Raw genomic sequence first — 15,629 nt, forward strand, 5'->3', positions numbered from 1 at the left:
GCTATGGTTCGTCATCGCTTAGATGATTTAGAAATGAAAGGTGAGTGTGATGTCAAACAAAACTAAGTTCGTCATCGCTTAGATGATTTAGAAAAATTGCATCTTGATAAATTCCTGAAGCATATCGTTCGTCATCGCTTAGATGATTTAGAAATAAAATAACGATTCTTAATTCGTCGTTTATGTGTTCGTCATCGCTTAGATGATTTAGAAATACGCTACGAGGCGTGTTTGAAGTGAATCTGTGTTCGTCATCGCTTAGATGATTTAGAAAGCACTTGTTGCACTGATATAGAAATTGTGTCAGTTCATCATCGCTTAGATGATTTAGAAATGATCCTGAAACGGGTGCTAAATCATTCTCTTGTTCGTCATCGCTTAGATGATTTAGAAAGACTTCGGGGTTGTGAACTTCTTCTTGAATAAGTTCGTCATCGCTTAGATGATTTAGAAATTTACCATCAAATCTAAATCTGATTTGAAATGGTTCGTCATCGCTTAGATGATTTAGAAAATGAATAAACTCAGTTTTGAATGTAGTTTTAGTAAATTAATTCACCAACAATTCTCTCGCTTTACTCAACAAGTCCTGTTGATCAATCTCTGAGGGATGGAAACTAGCTTTATAAAATGCCAAATAATCAGGTAATAAACGCCACATCATTTGTGTTAGGCCGACTAGCGTTTTCGCATTTTTTATAAACTGTCTAGGTTGATACAAAGTACTTTTACGGTCTTGCCATACTAGGTGACTTGTCATGATTACAGTACTGCTAATAAACCCTAAGGTAATAGTTCTCATGCTTCGACGGCGCTGAGCTAGATTATCAAAAACCTGTTGATATACATCAAATGCCACATGTTTATGTTCAATTTCTTCAACTGCATGCCAAAGCCAAAGATTTTTCATATTTTCAGATAAACCTTTGAACATAACATCAGGATACTTAAGCATGTACCCCGCCATCATCGCAGTAAAATGTTCTAATGCAACAGTTGCAGCCAATTGGCGACGCTGGCTCAACCCTCGTAAACGAATCATTTCCTGCTCATACGCTTTTTCAAATTTTTTTAGATGATATTCGCTATTTTGTACCAGTTGATTGAATTGCTCATGGGCACGTGCATGATGCGCCTCTTGACCAATAAAGCCTGAAATGTCTTTTTGAAGTTGTTCATCACTCACTTGATCACGTACATTTCGAACAGTTTCTACAAAAAATCGCTCACCTTGTGGAAAGCTCATCGATAATGCTGTGAGAAAATGAGACATTAAAGTTGATTCAGTATAATGCGCATTAATGTTTTCAGGTTTGAATTGCGTTTGACGCACAGTAATCGTATTCACTTGTTTTGACATCATGGCTTTCCTTACTGATAAGACTTTGGCAAGCAAATATGATCTCAATCGTAGCGTACTGGCGAATAAAATCTCATATTTCGTATTATTAGCAATCACATAAACCATAAAAATTGCTAAAGAGAATCAGACTTAGTTCCAAATTAGAACTAAAAATAATTTATAGTCTAAACACGCATACTGTCAATATATTTTAGAGTATTAACTCAAAACAATCTAATCCAGACAATTCTGGACTATAGGATTTCCCCTAAAAAATAGTAGTACTAGATTTCAAAAGATTTCATTGATCACTCTCCGAATCATAAAACCTTATTCAACCGCCAAATTAATTCTACGTCGTCTAAGTAATAAGCCTTTGATGACATAATTGGTAGATACAACCAGTAAGAAACCGATCACAAAAGATCCAATCACATCAAAAGGAAAATGTACGCCAACATAAACTCTCGCCAAGCCAACAATCACACCAACAAATAGCCCCACAATACCAATCGCTCTATAACCAGCTATCAGATAAGTAAATGCAATCACGGCAATTGTGAGGGTATGCTGACTAGGAAAAGAAGAGCTTGACCCGTGACCAATCAGCTTATGCCCCAAATCCAACTGAAACGGACGTGGATGGTGATAGAACATCTCAATCAGATCACTAAAAGCAATTGATAACAAAACGATAAATAAGGTTTTAGCAAACACTAAGCGATACGTTTTCCATTGAATAACCAATAGAAACACCAGAAAACTAATAAAAACAGTATTCAGGTCATTTGCGAGGAATATCATTACGTTATCAAAAGCTAATGAGTGTGTTGCAAAGGAGTTAACGCTATGGAATAAATAAATATTTAAATCTTCAAAGCTCATCAGCTTTATCCCTTTTCCCTAGGACGAGTTCATTGCTAACAATCTAGGTAAGAAAGATTAAAACTGTATGAATTTATAATATATTAATTTTCCTATTATTTTCTTACACCAAAATTTGTATTAAACATTGAAAAAATTACAAAATCTTTCCGTAAATAGAGCATATTTCCTCTATTTACGGAGATAATCAACTGTGCGCTTAAAACTTAAATTCTAACCCACTACCAACAACAGGCTGCTTATCTTTAGCATTTGCTTGTTCAAAGGTTGAATAACCAGCATATCCATACAGCTTCACTTGTTTGTTAAATGCGTAATCCGTACCAACCATTAACTGCTTCGCATCATAATCGGCATCGTTATTTTTAAAGCTCGTCGAGTTCTGACTATATTGGGCTTTAACAGTCCATTTCGCATGCTGAGCAAGTTTATACTCTGCACCAATTAACCAACCTTGTGAATCATCAATATTTGCTGCGCCTTGATCATTCCCCTGCTTGTCCGCAACTTTTGAATTTTGAAATAATGCTTTTAAAGTTAAGCCTTGCATCGGCTTCAAACGACCAATCAATCGAACCGTATTTGCCGCAGCAAAAACCTCATCCACCTGTGTTTCTCGATCTTTAGAATTCAGTAAACCATCTCCCAAGAAATCACTTGGAATCGCTTTGTCATAACCCAAACCAATCAAAAATAACGGATGCGTATAACTTAAAGCAGCCGACCAAGCATCACCTAAACCACGGCCAGCAACATTAACACCACCATGCCCATCATCCTTTATACCTTGGCTCTCACCAGATGCGAGCAATACTGTTGCTTCTAAGTTTCCACCATTCAAGTGAAACTCTGGTGAATCATATACCACAACATTATTGACCCGATTTTCACCCGGCATGATGCTGGTAATATCGGCTTTATTACTGATGTAATTATTAAAGCCATCTACAGGACTTGATAATTCTTTTAACGGTGTATTGTGCTTACCAAGCTTTATCGTACCGAATCGCTCATCTTTCAAACCAACAAAACGATTTCGTTGCGACCAATCTGTTTTGTCTCCATCCGCGTAAAATGCCCACTCTGCTAAATAGACTGCACTTAAATGTTCGGTTAATTTTTCTTCCCCCTTAATTCCAAGATAAGAGCTATTACTATTTACCTTCCAAACATCATGATTGGCTGAATTTGCATTTATTTCAGGTAAATAATCCAAGCTTGCATCAATTTCTCCATAAAACTTTGGTGCCGCAAAGGTAGAAGCTGTCGCAATACTTAACATAGTTGCCAATGCAATTTTCATTTTCATCTTCATTTTAGTCATCCTAACCATCTAAAAATTAAAAAAAGAAACTCCCTGCTGGTTAAAGCAGAAATTAAATATGTGTATTAAATTGAACAAAGATACGGGTACTTTTACATTCTTAAATTATGCAAAAGCACCGTAATAATTTGATTTACATGCTATAAAATGGAAAAACACCGAACACTAATGCACTACCCATGAGTACACAGCATGTGATAAATGCCCACTTCAATGTAAATTTCTGATGATCGCCCATATCTACTGCAGCAAGACCGCAGAGCAAGTAGGTTGAAGGTACTAAAGGAGATAGCAAATGAACTGGCTGTCCAATAATTGATGCACGCGCAATCTCAACCGCAGGAATACCATAATGAGAAGCGGCTTCTGCTAAAATTGGCAACACACCGAAATAGAATGCATCATTAGACATAAAGAACGTCAAAGGCATACTCAATAGACCAGTGATGGGTGCTAAATAAGGTCCCATACTTGGTGGGATCACAGCCACGAAGCCTTTAGACATGGCTTCAACCATACCTGTGCCAGACAGGATACCTGTGAATACACCTGCCGCGAAAATTACACCCACAACAGCTAATACGCTATCCGCATGCATTGCGATACGCTTTTTCTGCATATTCACACATGGATAGTTCACCACTAAAGCAATACAGAAACCCAGCATGAATAAGATTGACATCGGTAAAATCCCTTTTACCAAAGATGCCATTAATACCAGCGTAAGAATACCGTTAAACCAGCGTAAATGAGGACGTTGCGCTTCTGGATCTTTCGAAATAGAAATATCGTCAGCATGGCTAATATCGACCAGTTCAATCACGCCTAGACGTTTACGCTCATATTTCCCGTATAGATAAGCAAGGAAGAATAACCATGCAGCAGCAATCACCATCGAAGGAATCATTGGAATAAAGACTTCACTGGCGTCGACCTGAAGAGCACTCGCGGCACGCGCTGTTGGGCCTCCCCACGGCGTAAGGTTCATCACACCACTACAGAGCAACATTAAACAGGTCATGATCAGTGGATTCATCCCGACACGTTTGTATAAAGGCATCATCGCCGCTACACAAATCATGTAAGTTGTAGAACCATCACCATCCAAAGAGACAAGCAAAGTAAGGAAGACTGTTCCTAGAGTAATTTTAAGTGGATCACCTTTTACTTTCTTTAAGATCCATCTTACAGACGGGTCAAACAACCCTGTATCAATCATTAATGCAAAATATAAAATTGCAAACAGCAGCATGACGCCAGTCGGAGCAAGTTTTTTAATACCATCAAGCATGGTATTTCCGAGTTCAGCTAATTGAATATGGCTCAAACTATCGAAATAAAAACCTAATCCCCAAGCAATGATTGCAAATAAAAATGGGATTAAAATTAATGCAACTAATGCACTAAGACGTTTCGACATAATCAAGTACATAAAGCACATGATCATGCTAATACCTAAAAAAGTAAGCATTTTAAGCAATCCTTAGCATAATATTTTGAGACTGGTTAATTCCTAACCCAGCCGAGATTCTATGCGATTTAAAATTAATTAATTCATTTAATTTAATTATAATAATCACAAAAACCATTCACATGAAAAATGAAACAATTTTAAGAAATCACAACAACACTGACAACCAAATGATTTATATGAATATAGTACCTATAAACTTAGACCAAAAGATAAAATACAAGCTAAAATCACGTAAAAAAATGCCATATATTTATAAAAACAATGCAATATCATGGTGCAAAAATCGCTTATTTTTGTAGCAAAAACTAAAATTAAATACTTAAACCAATATATATAATTAGCAAAATAAATATAAAAATATAATGATTATTATTTAGTAAACTTTAAAATCTTCCTAAAATTTGAAAATATTATTCATTAGAAAATAGCTATCAAGATAATTAAAATAAATCACCTCAAGATAAAGACTAAAAAACAAACATAATATGAAATCCATATATTTTTATAATCCAGGATTCCCATATTTAAATAAACACTCAAAAAGCACCTGAATTATTTACATTTTTTCAATATCATTAAGAAAATTGTTCGACATACTCTGCTTAGATTAGACCTTATGTCATAATTGATTGTGATCTCATCCTTAACTCAAGAAAAATCAAGTTACAGAAAGCATGGAAGGAATGAAAAATGAATTATCCACACTCCACAGAATTTGAAAAAGTAGAAAGTGAATCTTTACAGACTATCTTCGATCAGCAACGTGCCGCCTTCAATGCACTGCCTTACCCTGATTTGGACTCAAGAAGAAGCAAACTTTTTAATCTAAAAAAACAAATTATTCGCTATCAAGATGTCATCGCAGCAGCAATCAATACCGATTTTAGCTCACGGTCAATTGATGAATCAAAACTTCTCGATTTACTTGGATCTGTTTTGGAGGCTGAACATGCTATTCGCCATTTGCGCAAATGGATGCGTCCAAGCAAACGCAGCACTGAATTATTATTTTTATCTAACCGCCTTCGCGTTCAATATCAACCAAAAGGTGTAGTAGGCGTTGTCGTGCCTTGGAATTTTCCTGTTTATCTCGCTTTAGGGCCATTGGTAGCTGCACTTGCGGCAGGCAATAGAGTGATGATTAAACTTCCAGAAATCACACCTGCAACCAATGCCGTAATCAAAAGAATGCTTGCTGAAGTCTTTAAAGAAGATGAAGTTGCCGTCTTTGGAGAAGAAATTACTGATCCATCATTGTTTACCACTTTACCCTTTAACCATATTGTATTTACAGGATCACCCGCAGTCGGTCGCGTGGTAATGCGTGCTGCCGCTGAAAATCTTACACCTGTTACACTAGAACTAGGCGGTAAATCGCCTGCTCTTGTAAGTCGAAACTACCCACTTGCAGATGCGGCTAAGCGAATCTTGCATGGCAAAGCGACCAACTGTGGTCAAATTTGCGTAGCACCTGATTATGCACTTGTTCCAAAAGAAAAAGTGAGTGAATTTGCAGAAGCATGTAAAACCAATTTCACTGCGATGTATGGTCAAAATATCCATTCAAATAATAACTACACTTCTATTGTGAATGATCGACATTTTAAGCGTCTGCTTGAAATACTTGAGGATGCAGAACAAAAAGGTGCTGTAATTATCCCTTGTGGCGAATACAATCCTGAACAAGATGCACGTCGCATGCCTGTGCATATCGTTCTCAACTGCACCCCAGAAATGCGTATTTTAAAAGAAGAACTATTCGGGCCTATCCTTCCGGTGGTTGCATATGACAGCCTAGATGATGCAATTGCTTATATTCAGAATGGTGAACGACCATTGGCACTTTATTGCTTTACCCATGACAGCAGTGAACGTGATTACATTTTAAGACAAACACATTCAGGTGGCGTCACAATCAATGACTGGGGATGGCATGTTGTTAATCACGATGCGCCATTTGGCGGAATTGGCAACTCAGGTATGGGCACTTACCACGGAGAAGAAGGCTTTAAAGAGCTATCTCATGCAAAAACAGTATTTATTCGCCACCGTTTCTTCCCAACACAATTATTTTACCCTCCGTACGGCACATGGGTACAAAAACTCGCATTGAGTTTCTTCTTGAAAAAAGGTGATCCAAATCTAAAATAAGATAGGTACATCAGGATAGAGACAAAAAGTCTCTATCCTTCATTAAATCAACCATCTGTAAGAATAAAATTTAAAGCTGTTTAAATCCGTTGATATTTCTTCTAAAAATATGCATTAATAAAACATACTCAATAGAGTAAAAGATAGACGGCATAAATGCCTATTTATTACTTTAGGCAAACAATGGAGAAAAAAATCTCATTTTTTACAAAAAATCTTTGACCCTAAAAAATTTATTTTCTACAAAAAAGCCAAAAAAATTGAATCATTTATTAAATTAATATTTTATATTTTTCATCATTTTACCAATAAAAACACATATGTATATAAATATTTATAGCATTTTTTTTAATCATTTTCATGTAATCAATCGTACTGAATAGTTCATTTAGAACATTTACTCTTATTTTAATTATGGTATTTTTGTTACATGAAGTTATAGCCAAATACATTTAATAATTAGTTTGGCAAGCCAATCATAGCTTCTTCACTTAAAAAATCTTGAAGTTCAAGGAAAGATTTAAAATGAAATTAAAACATCTTAGCACTGCCATGATCTTAGCAACGCTACCTGCAACTGGAGTTTTTGCAGCAGCGTTAGACCGCTCAGGTCAATCTATGTCGGCTTTTTTTCAGCCAGGTAACTATTTTGAAGCTGGTCTTTCGGTTCTAGATCCTACAGTTGAAGGTCAAGAGGCTGGTGATACAGCGACTCAACGCAAAATCGGCGATATGGGCGATGACTATATGTTCCCAAGCGCCGCTTTAAAACTGCAACTTACTGATAAAATTTCTTTCGGTTTACTATACGATCAACCTTTTGGTGCTGATGCAAAATATTCAGGAGACAATGTTTTTGTTGCAAACTCAAATGATGGTGTTTTGTCAGCAAAATCTATTGATGGCATCGTAACACAACGCGCAATTCAAGCATTAGAAGCTAATAATATTCCAGTAACTGAACAATCACTTGCTGCAGCAAAAGCTCAAGTTCAAGGAAGTGCTCAATTCCAACAATTAGCTGGCGCTTTAAATGCAGCTAAGAGCTACTTAGGTTCAAGCACTGGTTCAAACAACACTCAAGTAGAAGTAGATACTCAAAATCTATCTTTAGTTTTTGGTTACCAACCAACTAAAAACTTTAACTTTTACGCTGGTCCAGCAATTCAGACCATTAAAGGTAATGTAAGTCTTCGCGGTGAGGCCTATAGCGTTTATAACGGTTATGATGCAAAAATCAAAGAAACGACTGGTGTAGGCTGGTTAGCAGGTGCTGCATATCAAATTCCAGAGATTGCACTGAAAGCATCGTTGACGTACCGTTCTGAAATTGATCACGACGTTAAAGCTCAAGAAGATCTTTCATTATTAGCATTCCCTGCGCTACCAGCAGTACTAGCTGGTTTAGGTTTAGATCCAAATCAACTTGCAGCAGGTCTTGCACAAGATAAGAAAACAAAAATCACTACACCACAATCTGTAAACCTTGATTTCCAAACTGGCATCATGGCAAACACAGTTGCTTTCGCAAACGTACGTTGGGTAAATTGGAAAGATTTCTCAATTCAACCGTACAAATTCGGTGTGTTGTCAAAACAAGTTGGTGGCTTGATTGGTCGTCCAAATGGTTTCAACTTGGTTGAATATTCTGATGACCAATGGTCTGTAAATGCTGGTGTAGGCCGCAAGTTGAATGAGCAATGGGCTGGTAATGTGTCAGTCGGTTGGGACTCAGGTGCCGGTAACCCAGTGACAACACTCGGCCCTACAGAAGGTTATTGGAACGTTGGTGTAGGTGTTCAATACAGCCCAACTCCAGCAACATTCATCGCTGGTGGCGTGAAGTACTTTTGGTTAGGTGATGCCAAAGCTCAAACTGGTGCTCAAGCAGGCAGCAATCAATATGTAGCTAATTTTGAAGACAACAATGCAATTGCATACGGTCTGAAACTTGGTTATCGCTTCTAAGTAAAGCTTTCTAAAAAAGACCATCATTTGATGGTCTTTTTTTATGTTCAAAGTACCTAATTACCTTTAGGTTTTTTGAATAGTATTAGAATCTGAATATTTATATCCGTTCATCCTTAATTTTCCGTACGTTCAATATAAACACCTATCACTCAAGCATTTTTCGTGACTTCATCAGTTCATTTATTGACATTTGTAAAATATTTAAGCGAATAAAAATTATGTTACTTTTCGCGCCATTCTTGTTACAAAGTGATTTGAGAGAACATATTAATGAAGCTGAATGCTATTCAAACGGCTCTTCTACTTAGCTTAGTTCCAACAACGACAACGTTTGCCGCAGCACTGGATCGCTCAGGACAATCAATTGCAGCATTCTTGCAGCCAAATAACTATTTTGAAGCAGGTATTACCGTACTTGACCCAAATGTTTCTGGTAAAGACATCTCTCAAAACAACACTGGTGATATGGCAAATCACTACTATTCACCCAATGCAGCCTTAAAAATTCAAGCCACGGAACATTTTTCCATTGGCCTTATTTACGACCAACCATACGGTGCAGATGCTCAATACAGGGGTCAAAGTAACTTTATTGAAAGCAGACCGTTGCCCTTTCGAGGTGGAACTTCTGTAACTGTTGATACTGAAAACCTAAACTTACTTTTTGGTTATCAACCAAATCAAAACTGGAACCTATATGCAGGTGCAGTTTATCAAACACTTGATGCAACAGTATTATTACGTGGTGAAAGCTATAGTGCTTATAGTGGTTACGATTTTAAAACAGGTCGGGACGAAGCAGTTGGCTGGTTAGCAGGCATTGCTTATCAAATTCCTGAAATTGCACTAAAAACCTCTTTAACTTACCGTGCCAAAATCAAGCATGAAATGAATGCATATGAAAATCATGGAATTGCAGGTTTTACAGGCAGTCCCGTTTTTGATGCGATGTTAAATCAAATTAACAATGCTCAAGGCACAACTGAAATCACCACACCTCAATCGGTTAACCTCGATTTTCAAACGGGAATCATGGAAAATACTGTTGCGTTCGCAAACGTTCGATGGGTGAACTGGAAAGACTTTGCAATTCGTCCTTATAAGTTTGGCGCCGCTTCTGTTCTACCTCCTATCGTTAATAAAACAGGGAAAAAAGACGGTTTTGACCTTGTAGCATATACTGATGATCAATATTCAATCACTGCTGGTGTCGGTCGTAAGGTCAATGATCATTGGGCTGGTAATGTATCTGTAGGTTGGGATTCTGGTGCTGGCAACCCTGTTACAACACTTGGTCCAACAGAAGGTTATTGGAATGTTGGTGTTGGCGTACAATATAGCCCAGCGCCAAACTACTTTATTGCAGGTGGTGTAAAGTACTTCTGGCTAGGAGATGCAAAAGCACAGTCTGGATCTCAATTTAATACACCAGAGCATGTTGCCGAGTTCAAAAATAATGATGCGATCGCTTATGGTTTGAAAATTGGATATAAATTCTAATTTTCATCTAAAAATAAAAGGCGCTTTACGCGCCTTTTATTTTTAATTTCCCATTTATGCTCTTACGAGAAAGCTAGGGAAAATTCATTATTCTGGAATATTACGCTGAGAAACAGAGCGGATCGCTTGTTTTAATGCTTCATAGCCATGCAGTGCTGGAAACTGCGGGAATTCTGCAATCACATTATCCGGTGCATCAAACAGGAAACCATGATCCGCTTCACCAAGCATCGTTGTATCATTATAAGAATCACCTGCTGCAATCACACGGAAATTTAAACCATGTAATGCTTTTACTGCCTGACGCTTTTGATCTGGTTGACGTAGTTTATAAGCCGTAATCATGCCATTTTCATCTGTCTCAAGCTTATGACAGAAAATCGTTGGCTGACCTAATTGCGGCATCAATGGGTGAGCAAACTCATAAAACGTATCAGAAAGAATAATCAACTGGAAATAAGTGCGAACCCAATTCACAAACTCTTTAGCACCTTCAAATGGCCCCATATCAGCGATCACCGCTTGAATATCGTTTAACCCTAAACCATGCTCTTTCAAGATATTTAAGCGCTGTGTCATTAGCACATCGTAATCAGGAATATCACGTGTAGTCGCTTCGAGTTCTTTAATCCCTGTTTTTTTAGCAAAATTAATCCAGATTTCTGGAACTAACACCCCTTCAAGATCTAGGCATACGATTTCCATGAATGCTTCCAATGTTGGTTAAAAATTGCTGTATCATAGCACTAAGACTATTCAATTTTTGCGCTATTGTTGAATAAAATCATTTTATTCTGCAAGATTAAAATCAAGAACAAGCAAACTGATTTGCTTAGAATGATTTAAAATTGTGCCCAAGCCTATCGCCAGGAACATCCATGACTGTTATTCCGACTATTGACCATGTAGATGCACTCGCTGCTGAATATGCAGACAAATCACCACGAGAAATTTTAGAACTCGCACTCCATCAAGAAGGTGAAATTGCAATTTCATTTTCTGGTGCAGAAGATGTTGTACTCATTGATATTGCATCGCGTATCGGTAAACCTTTTCGTGTATTTAGTTTAGATACGGGGCGATTACATGCTGAAACTTATCAATTTATCGAGACAGTCCGTAAGCACTACAACATTACTATCGAAATTTGCTTTCCTGAGTCTGCCGCTGTTCAGCAATTTGTAAATGAAAAAGGTTTGTTCAGTTTCTTTGAAGATGGTCATCAAGAGTGTTGCGGTATTCGAAAAGTACAACCTTTACGCAAAAAACTTGCAACACTGGATGGCTGGATTACAGGTCAACGTAAAGACCAAAGCCCAACGCGTAGCGATGTGCCAGTCGTACAAGCTGATGTAGGATTTTCAGGTGAAGGTAAGCAACTAATCAAATACAATCCGCTAGCAAACTGGAGTAGCGCAGATGTATGGAGCTATATCCGCATGATGGAAATTCCATATAACCCTTTGCATGAGCGTGGTTTTATTTCAATTGGCTGTGAGCCTTGCACACGTCCAGTCCTACCAAACCAGCATGAGCGTGAAGGTCGCTGGTGGTGGGAAGAAGCGACGCACAAGGAATGCGGATTGCACGCTGGAAACCTAAAAAAATAATAGATTATTACTTTAATATTTAAAAACCACTGAAACATCAGTGGTTTTATTTTTCCTGACTGCTGTGTACAAAGCCATATTTTAACCAGACTAAACCGTATATACTTCACACAACGGTTCAATAATTCTAATAAGAGCTCCAAGAGTATCTTATAAAAAATGCAATGAGAGGCTATATCTGCTATGCGCCCTTTACACCCTATTGATTTTATTTTTCTGTCTTTAGAGAAAAGGCAACAACCTATGCATGTAGGTGGCTTGTTTTTATTCGAGATTCCAGAAAATGCATCATCAACGTTCGTACATGATCTCGTTCAGGATATTCGCCAATCTAAAAGTATTCCTGTTCCTCCATTTAATAATCAACTCAACGGCCTATTTTGGGGAGAAGACGAAGAGTTTGATATCGATCATCATTTTCGTCATATTGCATTACCGAATCCAGGGCGTATTCGTGAATTATTAGTCTATATTTCTCAACAACATAGCTCTCTAATTGACCGTGCAAAACCATTGTGGACTTGCGATATCATTGAAGGTATCGAAGGCAATCGTTTTGCGATGTATTTTAAAATCCATCATGCGATGGTAGATGGCGTTGCAGGTATGCGCCTGATTGAAAAGTCTCTCTCAAAAGATCCAAATGAAAAACACGTTGTACCGTTGTGGTGTGTAGAAGGAAAACGTGGCAAACGTTTAAAAGCACCAAAGCCGCCAACAGTAAGCAAAATTAAAGGCATTATGGATGGTATTAAGTCTCAGCTTGAAGTTGCGCCTAAAGTCATGCAAGAGCTATCTCAGACCATCTTCAAAGAAATTGGTAAAAACCCTGATTATGTTTCTACCTTCCAAGCACCACCTTCAATTTTAAATCAACGTGTTAGTTCATCTCGCCGTTTTGCAGCACAATCTTTTGAGTTAGAACGTTTTCGTCTAATCGCTAAAACGCTTGGCGTAACACTTAATGACGTTGTATTAGCAGTTTGTTCTGGTGCATTACGTGAATATCTTATCAATCAAGATAGTCTGCCGAAAAAACCGTTAATCGCGATGGTACCTGCTTCATTACGTACTGATGATTCTGATGTCAGCAACCGTATTACTATGATTCTGGCAAATCTAGCAACTCACATTGAAGATCCTATTGAACGTTTAGAGATTATTCGTCGTAGCGTGCAAAACTCGAAGCAACGTTTTAGCCGAATGACTGCAAATGAAATTCTCAACTACAGTGCAGTTGTTTATGGACCAGCGGGATTGAATATTGCGTCAGGTATGTTACCTAAGCGTCAAGCATTTAACCTTGTCATTTCAAATGTTCCCGGCCCGCGTGAACCGCTGTACTGGAATGGTGCGAAGCTAGATGCACTCTATCCTGCCTCTATTGTAATGGATGGTCAGGCATTGAATATCACGATGACTAGTTATTTGGACAAGTTAGAAGTCGGTTTGATCGCATGTCGTAATGCTTTACCAAAGATGCAAAACTTACTGACACACTTGGAAGAAGAGATTCAACGTTTTGAACTTGCTATCTCTGAATTGCCACGAGAAAAAGTAGCAAATTGATAGAGAAAAAATTAAGGGGCTTTCGTTAGCCCCTTACTTCTTAATTGTACGACAACGCTGTAAGAGCTGATGACATGCTGAGCGAATCATTGCAGTGGTAATTTGAACTTCTTTACCTTGGCTATCAACCATATAACATGTATTCACAGGATTGCTGTCCAACACATGTTTAAAACCGTGATTCACTAATCTTTCACTAACATTCATAATTATATACCTCATTATATTTTCGCTAAGACACTCAAAGATGTCTGTGGCTAATTCTATAGATCTAGTATTTAAAATTCGTGATAGAAAGTAAAATTTCAGTTGTAACAAGGCTTAAGCGAAATCTTGTTACAACTTTAACTTAAAATGATATCGTATTGCTCTTGCGTATAAAGATTTTCCACTTGGAATTTAATCACACGATTGATGAAATGTTCTAAATCCGCGACAGCTGGGGCTTCTGCTGTTAATAGGCGATCAATCACTGCTGGATGAGCAACGACAGTAAAGCCACCCTTGGAATCAAATGCGCGCGCATATCGTAAGATTTCTCGAAATATCTCGTAACATACTGTCTCTGCTGTTTTGACATAACCACGTCCTTGACAGGTTGGACATGATTCACAAAGCAAATGTTCCAATGATTCACGCGTTCTTTTACGTGTCATTTCCACTAAACCAAGCTCAGAAACCTGAGTGATTTTAGTTTTCGCATGATCTCGTTCAAGCATTTTTTCAAACTGACGCATCACCTCTTCACGATGCTCAGCTTCCTGCATGTCAATAAAATCAATAATAATGATTCCACCCAAGTTACGTAGACGTAGTTGTCTCGCAATCACTTGAGTTGCTTCCATATTGGTTTTAAATACAGTGTCTTCTAAGCTACGCCCGCCGACGTAAGAGCCAGTATTGACATCAATCGTCGTCATCGCCTCAGTTTGGTCGATCATCAGATAGCCACCAGACTTGAGCGCAACTCGTGTTTGTAAAGCTTTTTGAATATCTTCTTCGACGTTATATAAATCGAAAAGTGGTTTTTCACCCGGATAATGGATTAAACGATTTTGTATTGTTGGGACAAACTCATCCACAAATTCGCTTAATTTTCCGTGAATTTCACGTGAATCGACATAAATTTTCGCAGTTTCATTACTCGCAAGATCACGAACTATACGCTGAGGTAAAGGCAATTCTTCAAAAATTAATTCAGGTGTTGCAACTTCTTTTTGCTTACGCTGAATAAACTCCCAAAGCTTACTGAGATAGCACATATCTTGTTCAATAGATGCTTCATCCACACCTTCAGCAGCAGTACGAACAATGACACTGCCCGGTAAATTATGTTCAGACTGAATACGCTCAATGATGCCACGGAGACGATCACGTTCTTCTTCTTGTTCAATACGCTGAGAAACACCAATATGATTACCATAAGGCATCAATACAAGATAACGAGAAGGAATTGAAAGATCTGTACTAAGCCGAGCCCCTTTCGTTCCTAGCATGTCTTTCATGACTTGAACAGTGAGCGTCTGCCCCGGATGCAGGAGTTCAAAAACATTCGGCGTGGGCTGCGAACGTGGCCACACCATATCATTAATATGCAGAAAAGCTGTCCGAGATAAACCAATATCAACAAAAGCAGCTTGCATACCCGGCAGTACGCGTACAACTTTACCTTTGTAAATATTTCCCACTAAACCACGTTTTACAGTGCGCTCAACAAATAGTTCATTGACCGTACCATTTTCAATCAAAGCCACACGACATTCCATCGGCGTGACGTTAATCAGCAACTCTTCTGCCATAACA

At 38.0% G+C, this 15,629-nt stretch carries 12 protein-coding genes and 1 CRISPR repeat array; of the genes, 5 read left to right on the forward strand and 7 right to left on the reverse strand.

Annotated features, from left to right (window positions below):
* Positions 1–6: 6 nt before the first annotated feature.
* Positions 7–514: a CRISPR direct-repeat array (repeat unit 28 nt; unit sequence GTTCGTCATCGCTTAGATGATTTAGAAA).
* A gap of 36 nt (positions 515–550) precedes the next feature.
* The 4 genes from F959_RS01985 to F959_RS02000 form a co-directional block, all read right to left on the reverse strand.
* Positions 551–1,360: a metal-dependent hydrolase gene (locus tag F959_RS01985; RefSeq protein ID WP_017196889.1), complete on the reverse strand. Its 810-nt coding sequence runs from the start codon at positions 1,358–1,360 to the stop codon at positions 551–553.
* A gap of 312 nt (positions 1,361–1,672) precedes the next feature.
* The gene (locus F959_RS01990; protein ID WP_004877078.1) at positions 1,673–2,227 is read right to left on the reverse strand and encodes a phosphatase PAP2 family protein; all 555 of its coding nucleotides are present in this window, start codon (positions 2,225–2,227) and stop codon (positions 1,673–1,675) included.
* 199 nt (positions 2,228–2,426) lie between these two features.
* Positions 2,427–3,536 carry a porin gene (locus F959_RS01995; RefSeq protein ID WP_029424890.1) on the reverse strand — a complete coding sequence of 370 codons (1,110 nt, stop codon included), beginning with the start codon at positions 3,534–3,536 and terminating at the stop codon, positions 2,427–2,429.
* Positions 3,537–3,684: 148 nt separating this feature from the next.
* Complete coding sequence (locus F959_RS02000) at positions 3,685–5,022, reverse strand: CitMHS family transporter (RefSeq protein WP_004877082.1); 1,338 nt, start codon at positions 5,020–5,022, stop codon at positions 3,685–3,687.
* 693 nt (positions 5,023–5,715) lie between these two features.
* Between F959_RS02000 and F959_RS02005 the strand changes: the two genes are divergently transcribed.
* The 3 genes from F959_RS02005 (at position 5,716) to F959_RS02015 (ending at position 10,647) form a co-directional block, all read left to right on the forward strand.
* Positions 5,716–7,176 carry a coniferyl aldehyde dehydrogenase gene (locus tag F959_RS02005; protein ID WP_004877084.1) on the forward strand — a complete coding sequence of 487 codons (1,461 nt, stop codon included), beginning with the start codon at positions 5,716–5,718 and terminating at the stop codon, positions 7,174–7,176.
* Positions 7,177–7,701: 525 nt separating this feature from the next.
* Positions 7,702–9,144: an OmpP1/FadL family transporter gene (locus F959_RS02010; protein WP_004877086.1), complete on the forward strand. Its 1,443-nt coding sequence runs from the start codon at positions 7,702–7,704 to the stop codon at positions 9,142–9,144.
* 273 nt (positions 9,145–9,417) lie between these two features.
* Positions 9,418–10,647 (forward strand): OmpP1/FadL family transporter, encoded by a 1,230-nt coding sequence (locus tag F959_RS02015; RefSeq protein WP_004877088.1) that lies wholly within the window; start codon positions 9,418–9,420, stop codon positions 10,645–10,647.
* 87 nt (positions 10,648–10,734) lie between these two features.
* On the opposite strand, the gene thrH is transcribed toward F959_RS02015, so the two are convergent.
* Positions 10,735–11,352 (reverse strand): bifunctional phosphoserine phosphatase/homoserine phosphotransferase ThrH, encoded by a 618-nt coding sequence (gene thrH, locus F959_RS02020; RefSeq protein WP_004877091.1) that lies wholly within the window; start codon positions 11,350–11,352, stop codon positions 10,735–10,737.
* Positions 11,353–11,525: 173 nt separating this feature from the next.
* On the opposite strand from thrH, the gene F959_RS02025 reads away from it, so the two are divergent.
* Together F959_RS02025 and F959_RS02030 are read left to right on the forward strand one after the other, a co-directional pair.
* Entirely contained in the window at positions 11,526–12,257 is a 732-nt protein-coding gene (locus F959_RS02025) for a phosphoadenylyl-sulfate reductase (RefSeq protein WP_004877092.1), read from the forward strand.
* Positions 12,258–12,440: 183 nt separating this feature from the next.
* Positions 12,441–13,826, forward strand: coding sequence for a WS/DGAT/MGAT family O-acyltransferase (locus tag F959_RS02030; protein WP_004877095.1), 1,386 nt, complete (start codon positions 12,441–12,443; stop codon positions 13,824–13,826).
* A 33-nt stretch (positions 13,827–13,859) separates the two neighbouring features.
* Here F959_RS02030 and F959_RS16620 read toward each other — a convergent pair whose 3' ends face one another.
* Entirely contained in the window at positions 13,860–14,033 is a 174-nt protein-coding gene (locus F959_RS16620; protein WP_004775299.1) for a PA1571 family protein, read from the reverse strand.
* Positions 14,034–14,170: 137 nt separating this feature from the next.
* On the reverse strand, positions 14,171–15,625 hold the full coding sequence (gene rng / locus F959_RS02035; RefSeq protein WP_004877097.1) for a ribonuclease G: 1,455 nt from the start codon (positions 15,623–15,625) through the stop codon (positions 14,171–14,173).
* Positions 15,626–15,629: the final 4 nt, after the last annotated feature.

It is taken from the genome of Acinetobacter venetianus RAG-1 = CIP 110063 (assembly GCF_000368585.1).
GTDB lineage: Bacteria > Pseudomonadota > Gammaproteobacteria > Pseudomonadales > Moraxellaceae > Acinetobacter > Acinetobacter venetianus.